The organism is Pseudomonadota bacterium (assembly GCA_027624715.1).
Classification (GTDB): Bacteria; Pseudomonadota; Gammaproteobacteria; order Burkholderiales; family Eutrophovitaceae; genus Eutrophovita.
Window position 1 is genome coordinate 82,271 of record JAQBTV010000001.1, and the last position, 19,871, is coordinate 102,141.

Consider the following 19,871-nt stretch of genomic DNA (forward strand, 5'->3'; position numbering starts at 1 on the left):
CAACAAAAATTTCTGGGGATCCGATGCATCATGAACTAATGAATAAAGCTGCTAAGATCTTGTGGGATGCCTGGAGCGCTGGACATGCCATTTCAGGACTACCACAAGAATGCCGTCCAACTAACCGACAATCCGCCTATGAAATTCAGAAACGTATAGCTGACCTCTCACAATCGGCGCAAATTGGGTGGAAAATTGCCGCAACAAGTGAGAACGGACAGAGGCACATTGGGGTATCAGGCCCGCTTGCGGGCCGTCTGCTAGCCGATCGATCAAAAGTCTCAGGCGATAACTTGACACTTGGCGCCAACCTAATGGCAGTCGCTGAAGCAGAATACTGCTTTCGATTAGGTAGTGATTTACCACCTAGAGAGGCAGACTACTCGGTGGAGGAAGTCTTGACTGCAATGGATACACTGCATCCAGCAATAGAAATTCCAGATTCTAGATACCTCGATTTCATCACTGCAGGTGAAGCACAACTCATTGCCGATAATGCTTGTGCAAGCTGGTTTGTTTTAGGGCCACCGACCACTTCAGATTGGAGAAATATCGAACTTCGAGATCATAAAGTGCAGGCACTCGTGAACGGTATAGTTGTGGCAGAAGGTTTAGGCAGTAACGTTCTCGGTGATCCTCGTGTTGCGCTTACATGGATTGCCAACGAACTGAGTCATGAAGGAATCGGATTGAAGTCTGGTGAAGTCATCACAACAGGCACCTGCGTGTTACCTTTTAAAATTACGCCAGGCGATTACATTAGGTTGGACTTCCGACAAATCGGACAAGTTTGCATTACACTGAATTAAATACGATAAACACACGTTTCAACTAGAGAGTAAACCGATGGCTTCATTCGACTGGCAAGATCCTTTCCGACTCAATGATCAACTAGAGGATGACGAGCGACTCATAGCCGGTAGTGCTCGGGAATTTTGCATGAAACAACTCTCACCTAGAATTATCGAGGCTAATCGAAATGAAAGCTTTGACCGATCTATTTTTGATGAAATGGGTGAGATGGGCTTTTTGGGGTCTACCATAACTGGCTATGGATGCGCTGGTGTTAACCACGTATCCTATGGACTGATCGCTAGAGAAATCGAACGCATCGACTCTGGCTATAGATCTATGATGAGCGTTCAATCCAGTCTGGTGATGTATCCAATATTCACCTACGGTAGCGAGGAGCAGCGCCAAAAATATCTACCGGACCTAGCTTCTGGAAAGAAGATTGGGTGTTTCGGATTGACTGAACCCGATTATGGCTCTGATGCTGGGGGCATGACCACGCGAGCGACTAAAGCACCCGGAGGCTGGAAGCTTCATGGTGCAAAAATGTGGATCACCAATTCGCCTGTTGCAGATGTTCTGATTGTTTGGGCTAAAGATGATTCTGGAACTATCCGTGGATTCATCTTAGAGCGCGGCATGACAGGGCTCGACACACCCAAGATCTCCGGGAAATTCAGTCTCCGCGCATCAATCACTGGAGAAATCGTGATGGACGATGTCTTTGTGCCTGACGAAAATCTATTACCCAATGTGAAAGGGTTAACAGGTCCATTTGGCTGTTTGAATAAAGCAAGATACGGTATTGCTTGGGGAGCCCTAGGCGCCGCTGAATATTGTTGGATGGCAGCAAGGGAATATACTTTAAATCGGAAACAATTTGGCCGGCCTTTAGCAGCGACTCAGCTTGTTCAGAAAAAACTCGCGGATATGCAGACAGAGATCAGCATCGGGCTACAAGCCACATTACGAGTTGGTCGACTGCTAGATCGGGATGAGGCCGCGCCAGAATTGATATCACTCATCAAACGAAATTCGTGCGGCAAAGCCTTAGATATCGCTCGCGCCTCTCGAGACATGCATGGTGGGAATGGCATCTCAGACGAATACCAAGTGATCCGACATGTAATGAACTTAGAAGCTGTGAATACCTATGAGGGTACCCACGACGTACATGCACTGATTCTTGGGCGCGCCCAAACAGGGATTCAGGCGTTTACCGGTGCCTAACGACTAAAGGGAATGCAAAGGCGCCGTAAGCCCACGCTACGCGCTAGACGCAACGTCCCCCATCAACCTCAATACAAGCCCCAGTGATGAAATCAGCCTCATCAGAAGCTAAATATAAGCACGCATTGGCAATATCACGAGGCTGACTGAAACGTCCCAGTGGAATCACAGCGGCAAATTTTGCTCGAATCTCCGGCGTATCCTCACCCATAAATTTAGCCAGCAGGGGTGTGTCGCCGGCAACGGGGTTTACCACGTTAACTCGAATCTTATCGGGCGCTAATTCCACAGCCATCGCCTGACTAATTATGATCGCTGCAGCCTTGCTCCCGCTATACCAAACCAAACCGGGTCTAGGTCTAATCCCGGCAGTCGAAGCTATCGTTACAAAATTACCACCGCCTTGCTTTCTAAAGTAAGGAACTAAATTCTTTGCAGAATAAAAAATTCCTTTAACATTGACGTCATACACTAGATCAAATTCCTCATCTGTCACGTCAAGCATCGATTTATTTCGATGCGTCGTTCCCGCGTTATTAATGACGATATCAAGTTTCCTAAAGTTATCAAGAGAACAGCTCAGCAGTTCAGCCCAATCGGAACTACTCGCAACGTTGCCTCTACAAAAAACTGCTTCTCCACCAGACTCTTTAATAGCCTGAGCTACTCGCTCACCGCCCTCAACGTTAATATCGTTAACAATTACGCGGCAGCCCTCTTGAGAAAATCGCATTGCTATTCCTTCGCCAAACCCAGATCCACCACCCGTGACAATAGCGACTTTTTTCTCTAATCTCATTCAAAACTCCTTAGTACTAAACATATAGAAAACAATTTAACGGGACCGTTTAATTTATAAGATCAAACAGCACAAACTGTCGAGGTTGCGTCCTCAGTAAGCTCTTTGCCAGCATCAAAACCAATAGAATCCAAAGTAACTCCGTTACGAACAGCCGTTATCTCAGCAAGGATTGAGACCGCTATTTCAGGAGGCGTCTTACTGCCTATTCTCAAACCTACTGGCCCATGCAACCGGTCAATTTCAGACGAATCTAAATCAAAAAGAAGTAAACGCTCTCGGCGATTTTTACTGTTCAAACGAGACCCAAGAGCACCCACATAAAATGAAGAGGACTTTAAAGCCTCCATCAACGCTAAATCGTCCAACTTAGGATCATGCGTCACAGCGACCACTGCCGAGTGAGCATCTAATTTTAACGCCACTACTAAGTCGTCAGGCATCTCACGGGAAAGGACCGTTCCCGGTACTGACCAAGTGTCTGCATATTCAGATCTTGGGTCACAAACAATCACATGGTAATCAAGCGCCTTCGCCATTTGCGCAACATAGGTCGATAGCTGCCCAGCACCAATAATGATGAGCCTCCAACGCGGACCGTAAACACAACGAAGCACCTCCCCATCAAAGGAGATTTCGTCATTTGATGACGCATCCTCTAAACTGACTTTACCTGTCGCAATTACCACAGAACGACATACGAGTTGGTGTTGTTCGATCCGCGTAAGCAGCTCTCGAAAACACTTATCGTCGCTAATTTTTTCAAGAACGACCTGTAATGTTCCCCCACAAGGAAGACCAAATCGATTCGCTTCTTCTTTACTGATTCCATAAGTAACAACAGTAGGATTATCTACCTCGAGGGACTGATCTCTAACTTTATTGATCATGTCGTCCTCAATACACCCGCCTGAGATCGAGCCAGACACAAGTCCATCGTCACGAATTGCTAACATAGCTCCTGGAGGTCTGGGTGATGAGCCCCATGTTTGAACTATCGTGCCTAAAATAACATCGTGGCCTGCCGTGCGCCATTCGAGGCTCGTTTTAAGTACTTGTAGGTCTACACTATCCATTTATTTATCAATTTCTTATCTCGTTAATATCATCTGTTACAGATCACTATGGACTGCGAACTATAAAAAAACCCCCAGTATTTACTGGGGGTTTCAGATATTCTCGGATCCAGAAAATTAATTCCAGATCCGATTGCAGGATCACATTAGCCAGCTGCTATGTTCTCTGGAAGAGCAGGGAACGTACGCACACGCTTACCAGATGCAGCATGTATTGCGTTAGCAATTGCTGGAACGATAACCGCGGTTGCTGGTTCACCAAGACCGGCAGGAGCACCATCACTCTTAACAAAGTGGATGTCCATAACTCTTGGTGTTTCGTTGATACGAACGGTTCGATATCCATCAAAGTTACTTTGCTCAACGATACCATTTTTAACCGTAATCTCACTGATCAGACCAGCGCCCTGTCCTAGATTCATAGAACTTTGGATCTGAGCTAATGCTTGATCTGGGTGAATTAACGTACCACCGTCAACAACAGCCGTAACTTTATCAACAACGACATCAAAGTCAGCGCCAACAGTTACTTCAGCCACGATAGCGATGACAGCGTTGTAACCTTCCATCACTGCAACACCTTGGCCTTTACCTGCTGGCATCTTCTTGCCGAAGTTGGCTTTTTTACGAACTTCTTCCAACACGTGCTTCATTCTGGCGCCAACTGGCACTCCAGCTGAGAGACCAGACCATGCGTGTTTGGTTGCGCCCATATCAAGCATATCGATTCGATACTGAATTGGATCAGCACCAGCACTTTTCGCTAGCTCGTCAATGAAGCACTCCAACACAACGGCATTCAAGTTGTGTGACACACCACGCCAATAACCCACCTGAACTCCTGCGTCATGCATGACATAACTGAAGTTGAGACCCGCGTCGGCTAAGTATGGGAAATTATCGATACCCTCAACTGCGAATGGGTCGATGCCATCTTTCACAATACTTGGAAACAAACGTGATGAAATTGAAGGACTGGTTGACTTAAACTTAAGAGCTGTAAGCTTTCCCTTCTCATCCACACCAGCTGTGAATTTGTAAATACCTCCTGGACGATATGAATCATGCGTCATGTCATCTTCACGGCTCCAAATCATATTGACTGGTACCCCACCAGCTGCTTTTGAAATTTCAGCAGCATCGATAGCGTAGTCAACCTCAACACGACGTCCGAAACCACCGCCGAGGAAGGTTGTTCGAACTTCAACCTGCTCAGGCTTGAGGCCGACAGCACCACTTACGACGTGAGGTATCAACTGCTGGAACTGAGTTGGCGTAACGATCAGCGCCTTGTCAGCTGTAACATGCGCAGTCGTATTCTGTGGCTCCATTGGAGAGTGTGATTGGAACGGCATACGAAACTCTGCAGTGATCATTTTTGCAGCTTTTGCCAGACCTTGATCGGCATCACCACTTTCACGGAAGATTGCGCCAGCCCCATTCGACGCCTTTTCCATTTTTGACCAGAGACCGGTCATATCCAAATTTGCATTTGGACCAGCATCCCAACGAGGATCAAGCGTAGCAACTGCTTTCTTAGCAGTCCAGTAGTCGTTAGCCACTACTGCAACACCGCGGCTGTACTGAACTACCGAATGAACGCCTGGCATCTTTTTCGCACGCTTGTCGTCAAAAGAAATTAGTTTTCCACCCATCATTGGAGCCATCGAAACTGCTGCGTACTTCATGCCCGGAAGGCGAGTGTCAATACCAAATGGAGCGATACCACGTACTTTCATAGCCGTATCAAGACGCTTTTGCTTGACGTTACCAACGATCTTAAACTGGCTAGCTGGCTTCAATGGCACTTCTTTTGGAACTTCCATCGTTGCTGCTTTCGCTGCGACTGAACCGTAAGTGGCCTTCTTGCCACCAGGGCCTTGGATCACGCCGTTAGCAGCGGTACACTTGCTTGCGTCAACACCCCAGTTGTCAGCTGCAGCAGCAACCAACATCATACGAGCTGATGCACCAGCTTTACGTAGCTTTTCCCAGCCATCACGAACCGCTGTTGAACCACCAGTTAGCTGCCCACCAAGAAGAGAGTTAATGTAAACCTCTGCTGGTTGAGCAAACTCAACTTTAATAGCGTTTATGTCAACCTCAAGTTCCTCTGCAACAAGCATTGGCATTGAGGTGTAAACGTCCTGACCCATTTCTGAACGAGCACACATAATAGTTACTGTGTTGTCAGCGGCAATTTTTACCCAAGCATTTGGGCTACCACCTTCAGCAGCTTGCGCCATGCGTGAAGTTGGCAAGTAGAACGCCAACGCCAACCCACCGGCAACAGATCCACTGACTTTCAGGAAGTCACGACGACCTTCATTTTTTGCAATCATTTCCATGTCTCGATTCCTCCCTCGTTAAGACATCTTCGCCGCGGCTTTAATAGCAGCGCGGATTCGAGGATAAGTACCACATCGGCAAATATTGCCCGACATCGCCGCATCAATATCCTCATCTGAAGGATTTTTATTCGCAGACAGTAGCGCTGAAGCGGACATAATTTGCCCAGGCTGACAATATCCACACTGAGGAACATCTAAGGCTTCCCATGCACGCTGCACTTTATGATTTCCACCCAGACCTTCGATGGTCGTCACGTTTGCACCAGAAATCGAACCTATCTGTACTTGACAGGAACGTACTGCACTTCCATTTAGATGAACCGTACACGCACCACATAGAGCTTTTCCACAACCGAATTTCGTGCCCGTGTAACCGAGCGTGTCGCGAAGTACCCACAGTAATGGTGTATCCGCAGAGACTTCAACAGTCTCGCTTTTACCATTTACTTTGAAGCTGACTTTCATATTAAAACTCCCCCTTTCGAAGCTTTAGGTTTTATTAGGGTGTAACTACTATAAAGAATATTAGGGTGTAACTACTATAAAGAATGTTACTTAGCGAAAGTACATGATAATCGGCCTACTTTCAAGCGCAGAGAACTATCTTGAAATATTCTGCTAGTAAGGGATGAATCAAAAACACAGAGCAATTGCAATAAATTTAGCAAATCATCAAACCTAAGTTCTAGCGAGTACCCTGCAAGCCCTGCTTGGAGGCAATAAAATAAGCGTTATAAATGTAGTACTTAAGATGAACCTTAAACCTTTATTGCGTCGCAACATTATTTGCGCGAATAGCAAAAAAACTCACTCGCACCGTAGCACATTAGCTTATGGCTTTCGGTAGATGTGGCGCCGTTCGGAACACGGGTGACGGGTGACGCCCAAATTATTCACCCTAAAAATTATGGGGTGGGGTAGAACCGGTCCACCACTTCGACCCCTCGTTAAAAGCCTCAAATCTTCCGCGTTACTAGACTAGCCCAAAAAAAATCCCCGGCAAAGCTAGGGACTTTTCAAAACCTCGGTACATACATCAATCACATATATTTTTTTAACTCGAGTCTGGCTACCTGAGCTCGATGCACCTCATCTGGTCCATCAGCCAGTCGCATCGAACGGTTGTGAGCCCACATCCAAGCAAGGGGAAACTCCTGACAAACCCCACCCCCACCATGCGCTTGAATCGCCCAATCAATAATTTTTTGAGCCATATTAGGCGCGATCACTTTGATCATCGCTATTTCTTTTTTGGCCTCCTTATTTCCAACAGTATCCATCATATGCGCAGCTTTCAGAGTTAATAGCCGAGCTTGATCAATCATCATGCGAGACTCAGCAATACGCTCATGCCAAACTGACTGTTCAGCCACAGGTTTCCCAAACGCCACTCGGGACTTAAGGCGACGAATCATGAATTCTAACGCCCGTTCGGCTTGACCAATAATTCTCATGCAATGATGAATTCGCCCGGGTCCCAAACGACCTTGCGCAATTTCAAATCCCCGCCCCTCTCCCAAAAGAATATTTGAGGCTGGCACTCGAACATTTTGCAATAACACTTCCATGTGCCCATGCGGCGCATCGTCATAGCCAAATACAGTCAAAGCCCTCTCAACCTTAATACCTGGCGTCGAAGTTGGAACCACGATCATCGACTGCTGCTTATGCCGGTCAGCCCCATCAGGGTCAGTCTTCCCCATCACGATTAACACCTCACATCTTGGATCACCTAAGCCCGAAGACCACCACTTACGACCATTAATCACATAATCGTCGCCATCACGCTTTATAAGGCACTCAATATTCGTTGCGTCGGAGGAGGCAACCTCCGGTTCGGTCATCAAAAATGCTGACCTAATTTTTCCTTCAATTAACGGCTCGGCCCATTTTTGCTGTAATTCGGGCGTTCCATATCGGAGTAATGTCTCCATATTTCCAGTATCAGGAGCTGAACAGTTAAACACCTCGGAAGCCCAAGTAATTCGCCCCATAATCTCGCACATCGGGGCATACTCAACATTGGTAAATTCCCCTCCATGCGCCTTAGGCCTCCACAAGTTCCATAGGCCTTTTTTACGAGCTTTCAGCTTTAATGCCTCAACCAATTTAGTCGGCACCCAAGCATCTCCCGCCTTGCGATTAGCCTCAACCTCGGCGTGAAAGGCACTTTCATTCGGATAGATGTGCTCATCCATAAATCCATTGAGTTGAACTTGAAGTCCCTTAACTTTTGATGAAAACTCAAAATCCACAATCTATCCCTTCTTAACGGTTACAGAGGATTCAATAATCTTGACGAATGCTCAACTAAAGTCAAATCTTAAGAATTTAAGGATATCACAACGTGCATCACTGCTTTGGAGGGACGTTCTCGAACGTGATGCACGCGTTTCGGAATTGCTGCGTCAATGGGACTGATTGTTGCTTTTTCAAATTCGCATGGACATAAGTTATTTCTACCGTTGCGATGGATTCTTTAGAACGCATGACCTCAATATGAAAATCAAAACTACTTCGCCCCAAGCGAGAAATACGAACAAAAAGCTCAAGCACCTCATCATATCGAGCTGCTGCGTGATACTCTATTTGAGTTTTTTTTGCGTAAAGATCAGCTACGGCAACATCGAATGCATCTGGGTATGACATACCAATAGCTCGATAATATTCAGTTATACCAATATCAGCAAACGCTAAATAGTGGGGGTTAAATACAACCCCCTGTGCATCCACTTCGGACCAACGCACCCGAATTTGATGCGAAAAACGAAAATTTTCATTAAGCATTTATCGTTCTTCTTTTTAATAAATCATTTAGAAGTCATCCCGCAGACAGCATCCCATTGCATGCTCCTCGAGTACATCTCTAACAGCCTGCGTCCCATTTTTAAAATATTGGATTTGATCCGCTGACCTTGCTCGATTTTTTCAAACTTCACGTTCCGTATTAGCCGCACTTTTTGCAAGCACCTCAATAAAGGAGTTGACCGTTTATTACACCTAAATTGCATCAAGTTAGACATTCTTCTACTTCATTTAAAAATAATCTAGCCGTACCGCCTAGTTAACCATTCAGCAACCAAAACGGGCTTTACCTCATCTTTAGCCTCAACAGTCACCTGCCACTCAAGCTGTACGCCATCATCTATTGGAACCAAATTTTGAAGCACGAATCGAGCCCTAACCATGGATCCGCTTTTCACTGGGGCGGTAAACCGTACGCGATTTAACCCATAATTAATTCCCATTTTTGATGCCCCAAGATCCATCGTCTCATTAAGGAATTTAGAGAGGAGAGATAAGGTCAGAAACCCATGGGCAATTGTCGACCCAAACGGCGTATCTTTGGCCGCCCGCTCAACATCCACATGAATCCATTGGTGATCCCCAGTCGATTGGGCAAACAAGTTAATCATCTCCTGAGTCACACAAACCCATTCGCTCAAGGCGAGATCCTCACCAATATGATTTATTAAATCAGATGGCTTAGCCACGGATAGTTTTTTCATCTCGCCGCCTTAAAAGATTGCACAACAGCATCCATTCCCCGAGACAAAAGAAATCCATCCCCCGTGACGGCGATAAGAGTCGCACCTTTACTCAACCATTTCTTTGCCTCAGCATCATCAAACGCAAGGATGCCGGCTGCACAACCCGAGTTGACCGTGCGCGCAATCACATCAGCTATAGCAGCCTGCGGAATAGCCTCAGCATTTTTTCCAAGATACCCAATATCTGCTGCCAAGTCAGCAGGCCCGACAAAAAGACAATCAATACCATCAACAGCAGCAATTTGCTCAACGTTATCCCAACCTATTTTAGTTTCGATTTGAACAATCAAACAAATGTGCTGATCGGCAAGAGCGAAATAATCTTTAATTCGACCAAACCGATTTGATCGAGAGTTTCCAGATACGCCTCTAACGCCTCGAGGTGGATACCGAACCGCAGCAACCGCAGCCTCCGCCTCTTGTTTGGTCCTAACGTTTGGCAACATGATGGTTTGCACTCCCATGTCCAGTAGTCGTTTAATCATAACGGCATCATTCCATGGCGCTCGTACCGCAATCGAAACCGGATATGCCGAAGCCGCGTGCACCAGTGATAACACTTGTGGCACGTCATTCGGGGTATGTTCCATATCAATTAATACCCAATCGAAACCACTGGATGCGCATATTTCAGCAGCTAAAGGGCTACCCGTCATCAACCAACATCCTATTTGAGCCTTACCGTCTTGCAGCGCTGCTTTTAGTTTATTCTGTATAAATTGCATACATTGGCCTCTTGCTCTATAAGGGTTTATAAATGAGTTTTTCTGGATATAAACTCACATTGAAATCATTTGAATAAATCATAACCTTTAATAAGAAATCATGAGTATGAAATTTTGTGGCGTTATACCCATTCTAGTTACTCCATTCAACGAAGACGAGACGGTGGACACAAGCTCCATCCAAACTATGATTCAATTAATGAAAGACATTGGAGTGAATGGAGTCACAATATTAGGAGTGCTTGGAGAAGCAAACCGCCTAACTGATAATGAACGAGAGTTAATTATCGACACAGCAATCCAGACAGCTGACCAACTACCCGTTATTGTTGGCACAAGCGCAACTGGAACACGTTCCGTAATCCACCACAACGCTACTGCAAAAAGATTAGGCGCAAGTGCAGTGATGGTGACCCCACAAACAGAGCCGGGTCCATCAGATGCAAAAGTATTTACGCATTTTCAAACCATATTGAATGAAACTGATCTGCCCGTTATTTTGCAAGACCACCCCGCCTCAACTGGCGTACATATGCCCAACGAATTAATCTTTAGGATGTTGGACGAGCTGACTGGATGGGGTGGCGTAAAGTTAGAAGCCGTACCGACCGCACCGAAACTTCAATCACTCAAAGCGCGTTATCAGGAAAAAATCAGCGTAATGACCGGACTTGGCGCTCTGTATGCCGCTTTTGACTTAGAGAGTGGATCGGATGGATTCAACACAGGGTTTGCATTTCCAGAGGTGCTAATAGCGCTGGTGGCGGCCGCAGAACAAAAAGATTGGACGTCCGTTCACAGAATATATCAACGCTTTCTGCCCTTAATCGTTTATGAACAACACCCAGGTGTAGCAATTCGAAAGGAGCTTTTTAAAATGCGCGGAGCTATTCGCACCGCTAGAGTAAGATCTCCAGGAGTGCAAGGCACCGAGTCCGTCACAACAACACTCAAAATGCTTTTGCAGTACATACTACCGAATCAAAACGTGACCAATCCAGTCAATCTAGATTCTATTTAGCAGAAACCTCGTTCAACAAGCCTTGGAATTAAACAGAAATCTGGGCTATTACTTATCCTCAGGACGCTAATGGGAAAAGAGGGTCAATTCAATAGGAGTGAGATTGATAAGCGAGACAAGATCTGACGACGCACTAAGCTTGCACAAGTAAGCTAGAAAGCAATCGAACAAGACCTTATAACTACAAGAATAGTTATTGGTCAGACTGGCCATCCATATTTTCAATTTCAGCGCCCCGCTCAGCCATAGCATCAACAATACACGTTACGTTATTACATTGACTTAACACGTTATTGTGCCATTCAGTTTGAGACTGCTGTAATACCTTAATATCAACACCTCTGCGCATCGCGAGATTGTAGGAAAACGCCAAATCCTCTTGCGCAACCGAAGCGCGGCTGCTGGTGCAAATTAAGCGCTCTACACCTCCTGCAGGGTTACTACAATTAATGGCAGCATGCGTGACGCTTCCGAAAGAGACTGCGAAAAAAAACCACAAACAAAGAAACTTCATCATTAACTCCAAAAAAATGAGTTACAAGTGACCGTACCGCTCACACAGGTTTGACAATCCCACCAAATACTTTAGGGACAGTCTGATGTGTGCTCAGATTTGCCGCGAACCGAACCTCCTCTTCCATCCCGCGCTCAACCATCATACGTCCAACACGTGATCTGAGCAAAGATTCCACAGAAAGTTCAGATTTGAAAATCATACGTGCCGCCTCTGCAGTATCAGAAAAAGCATCAGGGCCCGCATTCCGCATGCGGGCCTTCAATAAATCGATAAAATAACCCGCGCCAAAAGCGTCTTCGAGATTCGGATTACCCATAGAGCCAGAGCACACGACCAGAATAGTTTTCCCAGCGCATGAGGACAATACATGGTCCACCAATGCCTCGGCATTAATTAGCGCGCCCACGAAGACTTCGTCAGCCGCTGCTGCCTGCTTAAGCGCAACCGTACCGTTGGTTGTTGAGTAAATTAATGTCTTGTCGCTTAACCGTTCCTCAGCCAGTCTTAGCGGCGTTGGGCGTAAAAACCCCGGCAATGTCTCTCCATACAATTCGCCAGCCAACAGACGAGCGCTCTCATCATAATTGTTAGCGACCCCTCGGGCAGCTCCCTCATTCAAAGTGGGAATCACATCTTTCGCGCCAGAATGAATTGCATGAATAATTGTCGTAGTCGCAAATAAAACATCGAGAACAATGGCAACTTTACCCTCGAGTCGCTCATAATCAAGATCTTCCCTTTTGAATAGAACATGCACCTTATGTTTGAAGTGATTGACTTCCTGAATCATTAACCTACCCCTCGCCTTAAAAAGAAGTTAACACCCGTCATAGACATAACTAAATCACCATTTTGGTTTTCGACTTCCCAAAACGTTTTTACAATCCCACGATCAGGTTTAGACCCGGAAGCTCGAGTTTCAATAACTGTTCGATATGCGGTTAAAACATCTCCAGGATACACTGGGTGTGGCCATTTCACCCCTTCTATGCCTGGCGACCCCAAGCTCATCGAGTTCAACAAGAATGAGTCACACATAAGTCGCATGACCATTGCGCAAGTATGCCAACCACTTGCAATAATCCCACCATAGATCGAATGTTGAGCCTGTTCCTCACTGATGTGGAAGGACTGCGGGTCATAACGGCGGGCAAACTCGAGAACCTCATTCAGATCAACAGTAACCTGTCCCATTGACTCTCGAATATCGGGGGCAAAATCCTCCCAATACAATTTCTTTTCAACATCCATATTTAAACTTTAAACTCACCTTAACGGTATTAGAAGTTACGACTTATACCAACCCCGACCGGATTTTTTCCCGTTATAACCAGCACCAACCATTTGTTTCATGATGGGCCTTGGCTTAAAACGATCACCATAAGCCTCACATAAAATTTCCTGGACTTGTAGAGATAGACTAATTTGTGTCGCGTCCATCAATTGGAAGGGACCAATGGGATGTCCAAGACCTAGACGGCATGCGACATCTATATCCTCAGGCGAAGCAACTCCTTCCTCAACTAATCGGGTCGCTTCAATCATCATTGCGTGAAGCAGACGATTAACCGCGAAACCGACAACATCTTTAACTTCGATAGGTGTTTTTCCAATCTCTCGACATATATTCATCACCTGCGCAACGATTGATGCATCAGTATCTAAACCGGGGATAACCTCTACCAGCTTCATTCGCGACGCTGGCGAAAAAAAATGGGTACCGATAAAGTGCGTCCTGCGAGACTCAGAAACTTTAGACGCAAGCGTCGTAATTGAGATACTAGAAGTATTGCTAGCCAACACACAGTCATTAGAAACAAATCTATCCAAATCGGAAAACACGCTCGCCTTCACCTTTTCGTCTTCAAACACTGCCTCAACAACTAAATCACAATCAGAGTAATTATCTAAACCCTTGCAGCGTTCAATGCGAGGCAAAACTACATCAATCACACCCGGATCATAGACCCCTCGATCGACGCCCTTTTCTAGTACGCGTTCTAACCGCTTCATAGCTTGATCAACAAGCGACGGGTCTGCATCATGCAATTTCACTCGTCGACCTGAAAGCGCGAATACAAGTGCAATCTCTGATCCCATTAAACCAGCACCAACTACGCCTACCGTTTTAAATATCATTAAAAACTCCTAAAGATTTGGAGCGATAATTCAGATTTGTTTCCATCGCTTTTTGGGAGAAACATATACACTTTTTGCGGAACCTTGATCTTCAGCATCCGCAAACCGACGTCTTTGAAATCGCTCACCACCAAACATCAGCTCAATTGCCAACAGCCGTCTTACAAAGTCCGCCAGCGGTAATTCAAGCGTCATCCCCATTCCACCGTGAAGCTGAATTGCTTCTTGCGCAACCAGCCGAGCAGCACGATTTGTCAGAGCCTTTGCAGCTGAAACTGCCCTAACTCTTTCGTGCTCATTTGCACTCCAAGCCTTCGCTGCTGCATACATCACTAAAGATCGAACCTCTTCAATATTGATAAACATGTCAACCGCTCGATGTTGAAGCACTTGAAACTGCGACAAAGCCGATCCAAACTGCTTTCTAGTCCGAAGATACTCCATTGTCATTTCGTGGATGACCTCCATAATTCCAAGCGCCTCAGCGCAAATGGCTGCTGTGGCTCGATCATTAACACAATCAATAGCCGACTGACCTTGATCAATTGTTCCCAAAACAGATTCGGGACCGACCTCAACATCATTTAATTGAATATCCAACACTCGACTACCATCGATCAATGGATATGCTTTACCGCCTATTTTCTCATCTAACGATTCGACAATAAACAGAGTCACGCCTACGTTTTTATCATCACTCTCTCTAGTTCTCGCTGAGACAATGAACCGATTCGCTGTCGCACCCCCAAGAATTAATTTCTTTTCCCCTTTGAGCACCCAATTGTTGCCAGACTGGGTTGCTGTTGTATGAAGTAACTCTCCGCCCTCATCGTTCAATTGCTCAATGTGCGCGAAGGCCAACTTACCCTCTCCTGCCACGAGATCTGGAATTAATACTTTTTTCTGGAACTCAGAGCCACAGAGATCAACCAACCCGCCTGCCAAGATGACAGAGGATAAATAAGGTTCAAGAACCAAATGCTTACCCAGATGCTGCATGATAATCATAGCTTCAATTCCCGCCCCACCGAACCCTCCACTATCTTCTGAAACAGGCACGCCTAGGGCTCCCATAGATGCCAGGCCCGCCCATACATGCTCAGAGTGGGCTTCTTTTGATTCGACCATTTTTCTTCTAGCATCAAGAGAAAAATTTTTCTCAAGAAATCGATCTAAACCATCTTTGAACAGCTTCTGTTCATCCGTAAATACAAACTTCATAGGCGTATCCTAAGATTGAATTTCATTGAATCACCACTCACTTAAAGACCCACAACAACATCAGAGCCCTAAGACTCGTTGAGCAATAATGTTTCGTTGTATCTCGTTGGTCCCCCCATAAATAGAGGTCTTTCGAGTATTTAAGTAACGCGCGGCAAGCGGTGCCGCATGAAGAGCGCCAGGAGTCTCACCCAACCAATGATCACCCCATGCCATCGGCAAGTGGGGCAAAGCCGACTGACCGGCAACTTCAAGTTGAAGCTCAGTAAGTCGTTGTTGTATTTCAGTACCGCGAATTTTCAAGATTGATGCCTCTGGTCCAGGCTCTCCGCCAGAAACCTCACCTGCAGCCACTCTCAAAACGGTCATCTCCAGTGCTAAAAGATCGATCTCTAACTCAGCAATACGATCCAAAAAAACCGGATCATCCTTCACTGGCTTACCATGATAGTGATGTATCGATGCAAGGTGCTTGAGATAAACTAACTCTTGCTTAGAAACACCTACCCCAGCAATTGCGGTTCGCTCATGAGAGAGCAAAAACTTTCCGATCGACCATCCCTTACCCTCATCCCCAACCAAATTCTCAATCGGCACTTCTACATCTTGAAACCAGACTTCATTGACTTCATGCTCACCGTCCAGCGTCACAATTGGCCTAATCTCAATACCTGGCGTATTCATATCACAAAGCAACATGGAAATACCCTCTTGCTTACGAGTGCCAGATCCTGTTCGTACCAGACAAAATATTTTATCTGCCCATTGAGCATGAGTTGTCCACGTTTTCTGCCCATTAACAACGAAAGAACCGCCTTTTCTTTCGGCTCGAGTATTTAATGAAGCCAAATCAGAACCGGATCCAGGCTCAGAATATCCCTGGCACCACCACTCTTCTCCTGAAAGTATTTTAGGCAGATAAATATTCTGTTGTGCTTCTGTGCCGTGAGCCATAAGTACTGGGCCAATCATACCTAGGCCAAAGGGCGACAACCGAGGAGCGCCAAGAGCAGACGACTCAACATCAAATATATGTCGATATACAGAGTTCCAACCACAACCGCCAAATCGTTCAGGCCAACTAGGCGCTACCCATCCCTTCTCATACAGAGCCAAATGCCATTTAAGAACATCCTCTTTGCCAATGCGTTTATGTTCTAAAACTTTTTTCGAGACATCGCCAGGCAATTGCTTAGAAACAAAATCTCTAACTTCTTCTGAGAAGGAAATCTCTTCTTGAGTAAAGTTAATATCCATATGTAAATACCATTTAAGGTTATTAAGAATCGAAGCAAAAACAAGTTATTCCACGGGCTCCCGCATATCTGCCTTATAAATTTGATGCAGGTAGGATTTTAAACGTCTATGATACTTTTAATCTATGATATTTATTGATCAATATTAAATGATTTTAAATTATAAAACTGATGATGAAATTACCATTGCCATTTACCTAAGGATTGCTGGCCATGAATTCAAGAGATGATTTAGTGTTAAATGAAGTGAACCAAAGCATTAACATGAGACCGCTCTGGTTGCCGTTCACTCCTAACCGACAATTTAAAGCTGCCCCAAGACTCATCCATAAAGCGCGCGGTATGTTTTATGAAACGACTGAGGGCAAAGAAATTCTTGATGGCATCGCAGGCTTATGGTGTGTCAATGCTGGGCACGGTAGAGAGCCTATCGTCAAAGCCATTCAAAGACAGGCTAAAGACCTCGATTTCGCCCCATCTTTTAATATGGGCCACCCCATTCAGTTTCAAGCCGCAGAATTGATTTCGAACTTGGCACCCGAAGGACTTGATACCGTTTTTTTCACAAACTCTGGCTCCGAAGCCATCGATACCGCGTTAAAGGTTGCCCTTGGTTACTATCGTGCAAAAGGAGAACACAGGCATCGGTTTGTAGGAAGGGAGCGGGGTTATCATGGTGTGGGATTTGGAGGTATGTCCGTAGGAGGAATGACGTCGAACCGCAAGCTCTTCAGCACTGCACTGCTTCCTGGTGTTGATCACCTTCCCCACACACACAACCTTGAAGAAAACGCGTTTTCTAAGGGTCAACCGACTTGGGGTGCTCATTTAGCTGATGATCTTGAACGTATCGTGACACTTCATGATCAATCAAATATTGCTGCTGTTATCGTAGAACCTGTAGCTGGCTCCACAGGCGTACTCGTACCTCCAATAGGCTATTTACAGAGACTTCGTGAGATTTGCGACAAATATGGAATACTACTAATTTTCGATGAAGTGATCACAGGTTTTGGTCGAACCGGTAAGGCGTTTGCAGCAGACACCTTCGAAGTTACACCCGACATGATCACATTCGCTAAAGGTGTGACGAACGGCGCAGTCCCACTGGGCGGAGTCATCGTGAGTGAAAAAATCTATCATGCATTTCTCAATGGGCCTGAAGAACAAATTGAATTCTTCCACGGGTATACCTACTCGGGACACCCATTAGCTAGCGCTGCAGCCATCGCCACACTAGATGTATACAAAGAAGAGGGCCTTTTCGAAAAAAGTAAGGAGTTAGCACCGTATTTCGAGGAAGCCCTGCATTCACTAAAAGGTCTACCTCACGTTATTGATATCCGAAACCTTGGACTAATGGGTGGAATTGAACTTGACCCCATTCCTGGATTACCCGGAAAACGAGCGAACAAGATATTTGTAACCTGTTATGAAAATGGGGTCTTAGTAAGAACTAGTGGAGATACAATTGCATTAACACCTTCGTTCATTGCATCGAAACATCACATTGACAAAATCGTCGAAACGATAAAGATAGCACTTAAGTCGCATTAGACCATTACACATTGCCTTTTTGCTGACAATTAATGGGCTCTCGTTCCATCGATTCTTTATCTAAGCCAGAAGTCATACCAATGAAAATTTTGATAGCCCAAATGGAACATGAAACCAATACGTTCTCTCCCGTAGAAACACCGTGGGAATCGTTTGGTCCGGACGGTCCCTATATTGGTGTTCATGCCTATCACGCAATGAAAGGCACAAAGACGCCAATCGGTGCATTTATCGATATCGCGGAACAAGAAAATGCAGATATTGTTACTCCAGTGGCTGGCTTTGCTTATCCCAGCGGCCCGGTCTCCGCAGTCGCCTACGATCGATTTTGTGAACTCATTATCGAGGGTGTGCGGCAAGGCTGCGATCTAATCATGTTAGATCTCCATGGCGCCATGGTCGTCAGAGATAGGACACTCGACGGCGAAGGTACTTTGCTCAAGAAAATTCGTGAGGTGGCACCAACAACTCCCATTGCTGTTTCTCTAGACTTACATGCCAACGTCACGTCAGACATGGTGCGTAATGCAAATATCATTGTTGGATATAAAACATATCCACATATCGATATGTACGAAACCGGAATGCGCGCAGGAAAATTACTACTGAGGTTGTATCGAGGAGAGATCGAACCGGTGATGCACTGGAACAATATTCCCTTGCTCGCACAAACGCTCAAAATGAACACATCAGAAGGCGCCATGAAGGACTACGCTGATCGAGCCGCCCATTCAGAGCGTAAACCTAACGTTTTAGCAAGCTCTGCTTTTGGTGGCTTCCCAATGGCAGACATACCGGATGCCGGTATGAGTGTCGTGATGATTACGGATAATGACCACGATTTAGCAAAAACAGAATGTGAGGCAATCCTGAGTGTCGCCTGGGAACAAAAGGAAGCATTTATCTGGAGGGACGAACCATTAGAAGATTCCATTCGTCACGCGAAGTCGCTAAAAGAAGGTCCAATACTTCTACTCGATCACCCAGACAACTGTGCTACTGGAGCCACTCAAGACACGATGACAACCCTACGAGAAGCACTCAAGCAGGGTCTGAGTGATATCGCAGTAGGTCCAATTCGCGATCCAGAGGCTGTCGGCCAATTGATTGAAGCCGGAATTGGGGCAATGATCACCCTTCCCATTGGTGGTAAAACAGATATGCCAGCTATCAATAAAAAAGGAGAGCCGCTTGAGTTGACCGGTGTTATAAAAAATATTACCGATGGTAACTATGTCATTACTGGCCCACAATTTACGGGTGTAAAAGCCTCTATGGGCCGTACCGTAGTATTCGATACGGGAGACGCTGAACTTGTAATCACTGAAAAACTGCAAGAACCTTGGGATCGAGGTGTCTTTACGAGTGTTGGTATCGACCCCACAACAAAAAAATATTTATTACTGAAGTCCAGAATGTATTTTCGACCGGTATTCTTACCCATCGCAAAGCACAGCGTTTACTGTGCCGGTGTCGGGGTAGGTTCGTCAGATTGGACAATGTTCAATTATGAAAAGATCCGACGACCAATCTATCCGCTTGATAATCTAGACTAGGTTTTGCACTTAGAGTCCAAAAATTGGTCGTCAGAAAAATGTAACGAGAACCGATAAACTGTCCATATAAATATATATGG

At 45.6% G+C, this 19,871-nt stretch carries 19 protein-coding genes; 5 read left to right on the forward strand and 14 right to left on the reverse strand.

Annotated features, from left to right (window positions below):
* The first annotated feature begins 23 nt into the window (after positions 1-23).
* Positions 24-809: a hypothetical protein gene (locus O3A65_00420; GenBank protein ID MDA1330925.1), complete on the forward strand. Its 786-nt coding sequence runs from the start codon at positions 24-26 to the stop codon at positions 807-809.
* Between the two features lie 37 nt (positions 810-846).
* Entirely contained in the window at positions 847-2,022 is a 1,176-nt protein-coding gene (locus O3A65_00425; GenBank protein MDA1330926.1) for an acyl-CoA dehydrogenase, read from the forward strand.
* A 43-nt stretch (positions 2,023-2,065) separates the two neighbouring features.
* Here O3A65_00425 and O3A65_00430 read toward each other — a convergent pair whose 3' ends face one another.
* From O3A65_00430 to O3A65_00465, 8 genes are all read right to left on the reverse strand, one after another.
* Positions 2,066-2,821: a glucose 1-dehydrogenase gene (locus O3A65_00430; protein ID MDA1330927.1), complete on the reverse strand. Its 756-nt coding sequence runs from the start codon at positions 2,819-2,821 to the stop codon at positions 2,066-2,068.
* A gap of 62 nt (positions 2,822-2,883) precedes the next feature.
* Complete coding sequence (locus tag O3A65_00435; protein ID MDA1330928.1) at positions 2,884-3,897, reverse strand: XdhC family protein; 1,014 nt, start codon at positions 3,895-3,897, stop codon at positions 2,884-2,886.
* A 146-nt stretch (positions 3,898-4,043) separates the two neighbouring features.
* Positions 4,044-6,245 carry a molybdopterin-dependent oxidoreductase gene (locus O3A65_00440; GenBank protein MDA1330929.1) on the reverse strand — a complete coding sequence of 734 codons (2,202 nt, stop codon included), beginning with the start codon at positions 6,243-6,245 and terminating at the stop codon, positions 4,044-4,046.
* Between the two features lie 18 nt (positions 6,246-6,263).
* Positions 6,264-6,713: a (2Fe-2S)-binding protein gene (locus tag O3A65_00445; GenBank protein MDA1330930.1), complete on the reverse strand. Its 450-nt coding sequence runs from the start codon at positions 6,711-6,713 to the stop codon at positions 6,264-6,266.
* 575 nt (positions 6,714-7,288) lie between these two features.
* Positions 7,289-8,503: an acyl-CoA dehydrogenase family protein gene (locus O3A65_00450; GenBank protein ID MDA1330931.1), complete on the reverse strand. Its 1,215-nt coding sequence runs from the start codon at positions 8,501-8,503 to the stop codon at positions 7,289-7,291.
* Between the two features lie 97 nt (positions 8,504-8,600).
* Positions 8,601-9,035, reverse strand: coding sequence for a thioesterase family protein (locus O3A65_00455; GenBank protein MDA1330932.1), 435 nt, complete (start codon positions 9,033-9,035; stop codon positions 8,601-8,603).
* Positions 9,036-9,295: 260 nt separating this feature from the next.
* Positions 9,296-9,757, reverse strand: coding sequence for a MaoC family dehydratase (locus O3A65_00460; GenBank protein MDA1330933.1), 462 nt, complete (start codon positions 9,755-9,757; stop codon positions 9,296-9,298).
* Positions 9,754-10,524 carry an HpcH/HpaI aldolase/citrate lyase family protein gene (locus tag O3A65_00465; GenBank protein ID MDA1330934.1) on the reverse strand — a complete coding sequence of 257 codons (771 nt, stop codon included), beginning with the start codon at positions 10,522-10,524 and terminating at the stop codon, positions 9,754-9,756. The genes O3A65_00460 and O3A65_00465 overlap by 4 nt, the downstream gene beginning before the upstream one ends.
* Positions 10,525-10,624: 100 nt before the next feature.
* On the opposite strand from O3A65_00465, the gene O3A65_00470 reads away from it, so the two are divergent.
* A complete protein-coding gene (locus O3A65_00470) occupies positions 10,625-11,545 on the forward strand; it encodes a dihydrodipicolinate synthase family protein (GenBank protein MDA1330935.1) in 921 nt (306 codons plus the stop codon).
* A 193-nt stretch (positions 11,546-11,738) separates the two neighbouring features.
* Here O3A65_00470 and O3A65_00475 read toward each other — a convergent pair whose 3' ends face one another.
* From O3A65_00475 to O3A65_00500, 6 genes are read right to left on the reverse strand one after another with little or no spacing between them, the layout of a single operon-like run.
* The gene (locus O3A65_00475; protein MDA1330936.1) at positions 11,739-12,062 is read right to left on the reverse strand and encodes a hypothetical protein; all 324 of its coding nucleotides are present in this window, start codon (positions 12,060-12,062) and stop codon (positions 11,739-11,741) included.
* A gap of 37 nt (positions 12,063-12,099) precedes the next feature.
* Positions 12,100-12,852, reverse strand: a complete 753-nt coding sequence (locus tag O3A65_00480; protein ID MDA1330937.1) for a 2-phosphosulfolactate phosphatase — start codon at positions 12,850-12,852, stop codon at positions 12,100-12,102.
* Positions 12,852-13,313, reverse strand: a complete 462-nt coding sequence (locus O3A65_00485; protein ID MDA1330938.1) for a MaoC family dehydratase — start codon at positions 13,311-13,313, stop codon at positions 12,852-12,854. Before O3A65_00485 ends, O3A65_00480 begins: the two co-directional genes overlap by 1 nt.
* Positions 13,314-13,349: 36 nt before the next feature.
* Complete coding sequence (locus tag O3A65_00490; protein MDA1330939.1) at positions 13,350-14,201, reverse strand: 3-hydroxyacyl-CoA dehydrogenase family protein; 852 nt, start codon at positions 14,199-14,201, stop codon at positions 13,350-13,352.
* Positions 14,202-14,231: 30 nt separating this feature from the next.
* Complete coding sequence (locus O3A65_00495; protein ID MDA1330940.1) at positions 14,232-15,422, reverse strand: acyl-CoA/acyl-ACP dehydrogenase; 1,191 nt, start codon at positions 15,420-15,422, stop codon at positions 14,232-14,234.
* A 60-nt stretch (positions 15,423-15,482) separates the two neighbouring features.
* A complete protein-coding gene (locus O3A65_00500; protein MDA1330941.1) occupies positions 15,483-16,679 on the reverse strand; it encodes an acyl-CoA dehydrogenase family protein in 1,197 nt (398 codons plus the stop codon).
* Between the two features lie 263 nt (positions 16,680-16,942).
* On the opposite strand from O3A65_00500, the gene O3A65_00505 reads away from it, so the two are divergent.
* Complete coding sequence (locus O3A65_00505) at positions 16,943-18,235, forward strand: aspartate aminotransferase family protein (GenBank protein MDA1330942.1); 1,293 nt, start codon at positions 16,943-16,945, stop codon at positions 18,233-18,235.
* A gap of 80 nt (positions 18,236-18,315) precedes the next feature.
* Positions 18,316-19,791 (forward strand): M81 family metallopeptidase, encoded by a 1,476-nt coding sequence (locus tag O3A65_00510; GenBank protein MDA1330943.1) that lies wholly within the window; start codon positions 18,316-18,318, stop codon positions 19,789-19,791.
* Positions 19,792-19,871: the final 80 nt, after the last annotated feature.